Raw genomic sequence first — 6,152 nt, 5'->3', positions numbered from 1 at the left:
GACCCGGCCCGGCCGTAGGAATGCCGGCGGCGGCGCCTCGAAGGCCGAGGTGCGCAACGCGCTGCTCAGCTGGCTCGGCTTCTTCGCCGCTGGCGCGCTGCTCTTCGGCATCGCCGCGCTCTGGCGCTGACGCGCCTCAGGCCGGGCTGGCGAACAGCCCGGCCATCTCGCCGATCAGCCCGCCGACATAGGCGTCGAACCCCGGGCCGGGCTGGCGCAGCCTCAGCGTCTCGGCCAGGGGATCGGGGGCCGTGGCGGCGCTGCCCGACAGCTCCTCCAGCACGGCATGGCCGCAGAACGGCACATGCACCTCGGAATAGCCGCCCTCATGCACCAGCGTCAGCCGACCGTCGCAGAGATCATCCGCCGCCTGCATCACCATGCGGGTCATCAGCCGGAAGGTCTCGGCCGTGGCCATGGTGCGTGACAGCGGATCCACCGCCGAGGCGTCGAAGCCGCAGGCCACCACGATGGCGTCGGGCCGGAAGCGGGCGAGGGCGGGCAGCACGATCCGCTCCATCGCCTCGAGATAGCTGCGATGCCCGGTGCCGGGCGGCAGCGGGATGTTGATGTTCGTCCCCAGCCCCGCGCCGGTCCCGCGCGCCGAGGCCTCGCCGGTGTCCATCGGATAGTTGCGCTCCTGATGCAGGCTGATGGTCAGCACATCGGCCCGGTCGTAGAAGATCGCCTCGGTGCCGTTGCCGTGATGCACATCCCAGTCGATCACCGCGACCCGCTCGGTCAGCCCCTCGGCCCGCGCCGCCTCGATGGCGATGGCGATATTGGCCATCAGGCAGAAGCCATTGGGGAAATCCGGCAGGCAGTGATGCCCCGGCGGGCGGCTCAGCGCGTAGCTGTTGCGATGCCTGCCGCGCAGCACGTCGCCGAGCGCCGCCTTGGCCAGCCCGGCGGAGAGCGCCGCGAGCTCGTAGCCGCCGCGCCCGAACGGCGTGCGCAGGCCGAGCTCGCCGCCGCCGGCATCCGACATCGCCTTGAAGGCGTCGAGATAGCTTGCGGGATGCACCCGGCGCAGGTCTTCCGCCGTCGCCTCGGGCGCGGAGCTGGCGGCAAGGTCGCGGATCAGCCCGGTCACCTCCAGGAGGTTGCGCAGCCGCCGCTTGGTCTCGGGGTTCTCCGGCAGGCCGCCGGCGAGCGGTTGCACCAGCCCGCCCACCGGCAGGGTGAAGGCATAGTTCCCGCCGCCATGCCAGAAGCAGCGCTCGTCCCAGTAGAAACCCGTCGTCATCCGCACCTCCGTTTGCCCCGAGCCTAAGAGCGGGCTATGCCGGGGGAAAGAGGAAAGCGATGACCGACCTGAGCTCCCTTGCCCAACCCGGCGCCATGCTCGCCGTCCGCGTGACGCCCCGCGCGTCGCGTGACCGGGTGGTGCTGGAAGAGGGCCAGATCCGCATCCATGTCACCTGCGTGCCGGAGGACGGCAAGGCCAACAAGGCGGTCGTGGCCCTGCTGGCCAAGGCGCTGGGGGTGGCCAAAACCCGCCTGACCCTGCTGCGCGGCGCCACCTCGCGCGACAAGCTGTTCCGGCTGGACTGACGGGGGGAGCCGTCCTCGGGGCCATCGAGGCCCACTCGGACGGCGCTGCCGCGGTCGCGACGGGGGACGCGTGCCGCCTATGGGCATGCGGGGATGCCGAGGGGCCGACTGCTTTGTGTCTTGGTCCCGGCCACGGCGCGCCGGGGGGAGCCCTCCTCGGGGCCATCGAGGCCCACTCGGACGGCGCTGCCGCGGTCGAGACGGGGAGGGAGCGCGTGCTGCCCAGTCGCACTTGGGCGGCGCGGGGCGCCAGTCACTTCCGCGCGAAGGTCGCTGCCATGGCGCCCGGAGGAGCCGTTACAGCCGGTCGAAGCTCAGCCGCGTCTCCTGCCGGTAGGTCTGGCCCGGATCCAGCCGGATCGAGGGGAAGCCCGGGTGGTTTGGCGCATCCGGCCAGCGCTGCGCCTCCAGCGCCATCGCCTCGTGCTTGCGGAGCGGTCGGCCCTGCAGCCCGGCGAAGCCCTCGCTGTCGATGTAAACCCCATCGTAGACCTGCAGCCCCGGCTCCGTGGTGGCGAGCCTCAGCCGCACTCCCGACTGCCCCACCAGCTCGGCCACTTCGGTCAGCCCGCGCGGCGCATCGGCAAGGCAGAAGTTGTGGTCGAAGCCCTCGCTCAGGTCGATCACCCGACCCTGCCGCAGGTCGAAGGCGCCCGCTGCCGGCAGCACCCGGCCGGTGGGCAGGCCCGCCACCGTCTCCAGCACCCGGTCCGCGGCCACGGTCAGGCGGTGCCCGGCGATGCTCTCCGATCCGTCGAGGTTCCAGTAGCTGTGATTGGCGAGGTTCATCAGTGTCGGCGCGTCGCTGGTGGCGCTCAGCCGCAGCACCAGCGTCGCGCCCTCCAGCGCGAAACCCGCCTCGATCACCCGCGCGCCGGGAAAGCCCTGATCGCCCGCCGCAAGCGCCAGCCGCAGCACCGCCGAGGTCTCGCCGACCGAGGCAATGTCCCAGACCCGCGCCTGCGTGCCGAAGCGCCCGCCATGCAGCAGGTTCCCCCCCTCGTTCGGCGGGAAGTCATGGCGCGTGCCGTCGATCAGCGCCGAGGCCCCGGCGATGCGGTTGGCCACCGGCCCCACCACCGCGCCGTAATAGCCGAGCGGCCCGACATAGGCCGCCAGATCCGCCGAGCCCAGCGTCAGCGGCCAGTCCACACCCGCCAGCCGCAGATCCTGCACCACCGCGCCCCGGGTCAGCAGCTGCACGGTCAGCGCGGCGTTGCGCAGGGTGATGCGCTCGACGGGCCGACCGTCGGGCGCGGTTCCGAAAGGGGTGATCTGGCCTGTCACGTCGCTCTCCTCGCTGGCGGGCCAGCCTTTGCCGATCCGGTTGGTCCGGTCAAGGCTGGCCCGCCAAGGCTCAGCGCTCAGCGAGACAGTCGGTCAGCGTCGTGGCGAGCCCGGTCATGAGCTCGGCATAAAGCCCCGCGCCCGGCTCCAGCTGTGCGCCCTGAGGATCGAGCGGCGCGCCGATCTTCACCGGCGTGCCCTCGGCCAGCTGCGCCACCAGCTTCGGATCGTGCTGCACCTCGGGGAAGATGCAGACCGCGCCCTCCGCCGCCAGCTCCTCGCGCAGCGCGCTCAGCCGCGCCGCACCGGGGGCCGAGGCGTCGCCGATCGCCACCGTCCCGGCGACCTCGAGCCCGTAATGCGCCGCGAAATAGCCATAGGCATCGTGGAACACGACGAAGGGCCGGTCCTGCACGGCCTCCAGCCGCGCCGCCGTCTCGGCATCGAGCCGGGCGACCCCCGCCGCCGCCGCTTCGGCATTGGCGGCATAGGTCGCGGCATTCTCGGGATCGAGCTTGCCCAGCTCGGCGGCGATCGCCGGCAGCCAGAGCCGCGCATTGGCCGGATCGAGCCAGAGATGCGGGTCGAGCCCGCTGTGGCTGTGGCCCTCGTGGCTGGCCTCTTCGGCATCATGGTCGTGACCCGCCGGCTCGGCCTCATGCTCATGCTCGGCATGATCGTGCTCCGCATGCTCCTCATGCGCGTGCTCCGCGTGATCGTGGTCGGCATGCTCTTCCTGCTCATGCCCCTCATGCTCATGCGCAGCGGCGTCGCCATAGTCCTGCACATGCAGCCCCGCCACGGTCGAGAGCCTGAGCTGCGCCTTGGCCCCCAGGCTCCCCAGCGTCCGGTCGAGCCAGGGCGTCATCTCAGGCCCGATCCAGATCACCAGCCCGGCGGTGGAGAGCGACCGCGCCTGGCTGGGCCGCAGCTGGAAGGAATGCGCATCCGCGCCGCGGTCCAGCAGCAGCTCCGGCGCGCCCAGATCGCCCATGACCTGCGCCACCAGCGAGTGCACCGGCGGGATGTCGGTGACCACCAGCGGCACCTCGGCGAGGGCCGCCGGGGCGATCAGCAGACTCGTCACTGCGGATGATATGGTATAACGCATGGTTTCGCCTTTCCTTGAACTCTCCGGGATCGGTAGTATGTTATAGCATAACACGTCAAGGGGCCAAGCATGTCCAAGCCGCTCGCCTTCGCTGCGCATGACCACAGCCATTGCTCGGGCGACCTCCTCGCCCGCGCCGAAAGCATGGCGGCCGAGACCGGGGCGCGGCTGACCCCGGTGCGCCGCCGCGTGCTGGAGATCCTGCTGGAGGAGCACCGCGCGCTCGGCGCCTATGACGTGTTGCAGCGGCTGGCGAAGGAGGGCTTCGGCAACCAGCCGCCCGTGGCCTATCGCGCGCTCGACTTCCTGGTGGAGCAGGGCTTCGCCCATCGCATCCGCCGGCTCAACGCCTTCACCGCCTGCATGCATCCCGGCACCGCCCATGCGCCCGCCTTCCTGATCTGCCGGCTCTGCGACGCCGTGGCCGAGGCCCCGGCCGAGCCGGTGCGCGCGGCGCTGGATCAGGCGGCGACCTCGCTCGGCTTCAGCATCGAGCGCAGCAACATCGAGGCGGTCGGCCTCTGCCCCGGCTGCAAGGCCGCCGCATGAGCCTGATCGCCGCGCATCGCCTGAGCATCCGTCTCGGTGGCGCCGAGGTGCTGACCGGGGTCAGCATGTCGGTCGCCGCGGGCGAGATCGTCACCATCGTCGGCCCGAACGGCTCGGGGAAAAGCACGCTCCTGCGCGCGCTCCTCGGCATCCTGCCGTCCGCCGGCGGCGAGGTGACGCGCAAGCCGGGGCTGCGCATCGGCTATGTGCCGCAGAAGCTGCACATCGACCGCAGCCTGCCCTTGACCGTCCGCCGCTTCCTGTCGCTGCCGCAGCGCCGCAGCGAGGCCGAGGCCCGCACGGCGCTGGAGCGGGTCGGGGTGCCCGAGGTGCGCGAGCGGCAGATGGCCGATCTCTCCGGCGGCCAGTTCCAGCGGGTACTCTTGGCCCGCGCGCTGCTGACCACGCCCGACCTGCTCATCCTCGACGAGCCGACGCAGGGGCTCGACCAGCCCGGCGAGGCCGCCTTCTACCGGCTGATCGAGGAGGTCCGCTCCGAGACAGGGGCGGCGGTGCTGATGGTCAGCCACGATCTGCATGTGGTGATGTCGGCCTCCGACCGGGTGATCTGCCTCAACGGCCATGTCTGCTGCCAGGGCACGCCGCGGGTGGTGTCGAACGCGCCGGAATACCGCGCGCTCTTCGGTCTGGGCACGCAGGGCGCGCTGGCGCTCTACCAGCACAGCCACGATCACGACCATACGCATGACCATGCCCATCCGCATGCGCATGACCACGATGCCGCGGAGCACGACCATGTTTGACGATTTCCTGATCCGCGCCGCCCTCGCCGGGATCGGCGTGGCGCTGGCGGCGGGGCCGCTCGGCGCCTTCGTGGTCTGGCGCCGCATGGCCTATTTCGGCGACGCGACCTCGCATGCCGCGATCCTCGGCGTGGCGCTGGCCTTGGCGAGCGACCTGCCCGTCGGCCTCGGCACGCTCGCCGTCGCGCTCCTCATGGCGCTCACCGTCTCCAGCCTCGCCGCGCGCGGCTGGGCGATGGACACGACGCTGGGCGTGCTCGCCCATTCGGCGCTGGCCTTCGGCCTCGTCGCCGTCAGCTTCGTTCCGGGGGTGCGCACCGACCTCTCGGCCTATCTCTTCGGCGACATCCTCGCCGTCTCCGCCGCCGATCTCGTCTTCATCTGGGGCGGGGCCGCTCTGGTCGTGGCCCTGCTGATCTGGCGCTGGTCGGCGCTCCTGACCTCGACGCTGAACGAGGATCTGGCCCATGCCTCGGGCCTCGATCCCGACCGCGAGCGGCTGATCCTGACGCTGGCGCTGGCCCTGACCGTCGCCGTGGCGCTGAAGGTGGTCGGCGCGCTCCTCATCGCCGCCATGCTCATCATCCCCGCCGCCGCCGCGCGCGGCCTCGCACGCACGCCCGAATCCATGGCCGTTCTCGCCGCCCTGATCGGCGGCGCGGCCACCCTCGGCGGCCTGCAGCTCTCGCTCCTCTACGACACCCCCGCCGGCCCCTCCATCGTCGCCGCCGCCGCGCTGGCCTTCGCCGCCTCGGCGACCTTGGGCAAACTGCGCCGCACCTGACCTCCCCTCATTTTCTGTCCTCAAATATCCCACGGGGGGTGCGGGGGGTGTGAAACCCCCCGCTGCGCCGCCGACCACAGGCACCCCGCAAGCCAGCTTCTTA

7 protein-coding genes are annotated in these 6,152 nt (G+C 71.6%); 4 read left to right on the top strand and 3 right to left on the bottom strand.

Translation table 11 applies throughout. The features are described 5' to 3' along the window. Window positions 1-136 precede the first annotated feature (136 nt). Entirely contained in the window at window positions 137-1,246 is a 1,110-nt protein-coding gene (locus tag C5F48_RS08895; protein WP_107663554.1) for a histone deacetylase-like amidohydrolase, read from the bottom strand. A gap of 59 nt (window positions 1,247-1,305) precedes the next feature. Here C5F48_RS08895 and C5F48_RS08890 point away from each other — a divergent pair, with 59 nt between their 5' ends. Then, entirely contained in the window at window positions 1,306-1,554 is a 249-nt protein-coding gene (locus C5F48_RS08890) for a DUF167 domain-containing protein (protein ID WP_107663553.1), read from the top strand. A 297-nt stretch (window positions 1,555-1,851) separates the two neighbouring features. Here C5F48_RS08890 and C5F48_RS08885 read toward each other — a convergent pair whose 3' ends face one another. Next, window positions 1,852-2,841: an aldose epimerase family protein gene (locus C5F48_RS08885; protein WP_245941304.1), complete on the bottom strand. Its 990-nt coding sequence runs from the start codon at window positions 2,839-2,841 to the stop codon at window positions 1,852-1,854. Between the two features lie 70 nt (window positions 2,842-2,911). Further along, window positions 2,912-3,952, bottom strand: a complete 1,041-nt coding sequence (locus tag C5F48_RS08880) for a zinc ABC transporter substrate-binding protein (RefSeq protein WP_107663552.1) — start codon at window positions 3,950-3,952, stop codon at window positions 2,912-2,914. 69 nt (window positions 3,953-4,021) lie between these two features. On the opposite strand from C5F48_RS08880, the gene C5F48_RS08875 reads away from it, so the two are divergent. The 3 genes from C5F48_RS08875 to C5F48_RS08865 are packed head-to-tail and all read left to right on the top strand — an operon-like array spanning window position 4,022 to window position 6,049. Continuing rightward, complete coding sequence (locus C5F48_RS08875) at window positions 4,022-4,501, top strand: transcriptional repressor (RefSeq protein ID WP_107663551.1); 480 nt, start codon at window positions 4,022-4,024, stop codon at window positions 4,499-4,501. Further along, window positions 4,498-5,265, top strand: coding sequence for a metal ABC transporter ATP-binding protein (locus tag C5F48_RS08870; RefSeq protein ID WP_107663550.1), 768 nt, complete (start codon window positions 4,498-4,500; stop codon window positions 5,263-5,265). Before C5F48_RS08875 ends, C5F48_RS08870 begins: the two co-directional genes overlap by 4 nt. Then, window positions 5,258-6,049: a metal ABC transporter permease gene (locus C5F48_RS08865; RefSeq protein ID WP_107663549.1), complete on the top strand. Its 792-nt coding sequence runs from the start codon at window positions 5,258-5,260 to the stop codon at window positions 6,047-6,049. Before C5F48_RS08870 ends, C5F48_RS08865 begins: the two co-directional genes overlap by 8 nt. The last annotated feature ends 103 nt before the right edge of the window (window positions 6,050-6,152 follow it).

It is taken from the genome of Cereibacter changlensis JA139, from assembly GCF_003034985.1.
In the GTDB taxonomy this organism is placed as follows: Bacteria; Pseudomonadota; Alphaproteobacteria; order Rhodobacterales; family Rhodobacteraceae; genus Cereibacter; species Cereibacter changlensis.
This window is presented reverse-complemented; position numbering and strand designations above follow the sequence as displayed.

Excerpts from the sequence above, each read along its gene's own strand:
- C5F48_RS08895 (WP_107663554.1), bottom strand. The coding sequence starts at position 1,246 with ATGACGACGGGTTTCTACTGGGACGAGCGCTGCTTCTGGCATGGCGGC.
- C5F48_RS08890 (WP_107663553.1), top strand. The coding sequence starts at position 1,306 with ATGACCGACCTGAGCTCCCTTGCCCAACCCGGCGCCATGCTCGCCGTC.
- C5F48_RS08880 (WP_107663552.1), bottom strand. The coding sequence starts at position 3,952 with ATGCGTTATACCATATCATCCGCAGTGACGAGTCTGCTGATCGCCCCG.
- C5F48_RS08875 (WP_107663551.1), top strand. The coding sequence starts at position 4,022 with ATGTCCAAGCCGCTCGCCTTCGCTGCGCATGACCACAGCCATTGCTCG.
- C5F48_RS08870 (WP_107663550.1), top strand. The coding sequence starts at position 4,498 with ATGAGCCTGATCGCCGCGCATCGCCTGAGCATCCGTCTCGGTGGCGCC.
- C5F48_RS08865 (WP_107663549.1), top strand. The coding sequence starts at position 5,258 with ATGTTTGACGATTTCCTGATCCGCGCCGCCCTCGCCGGGATCGGCGTG.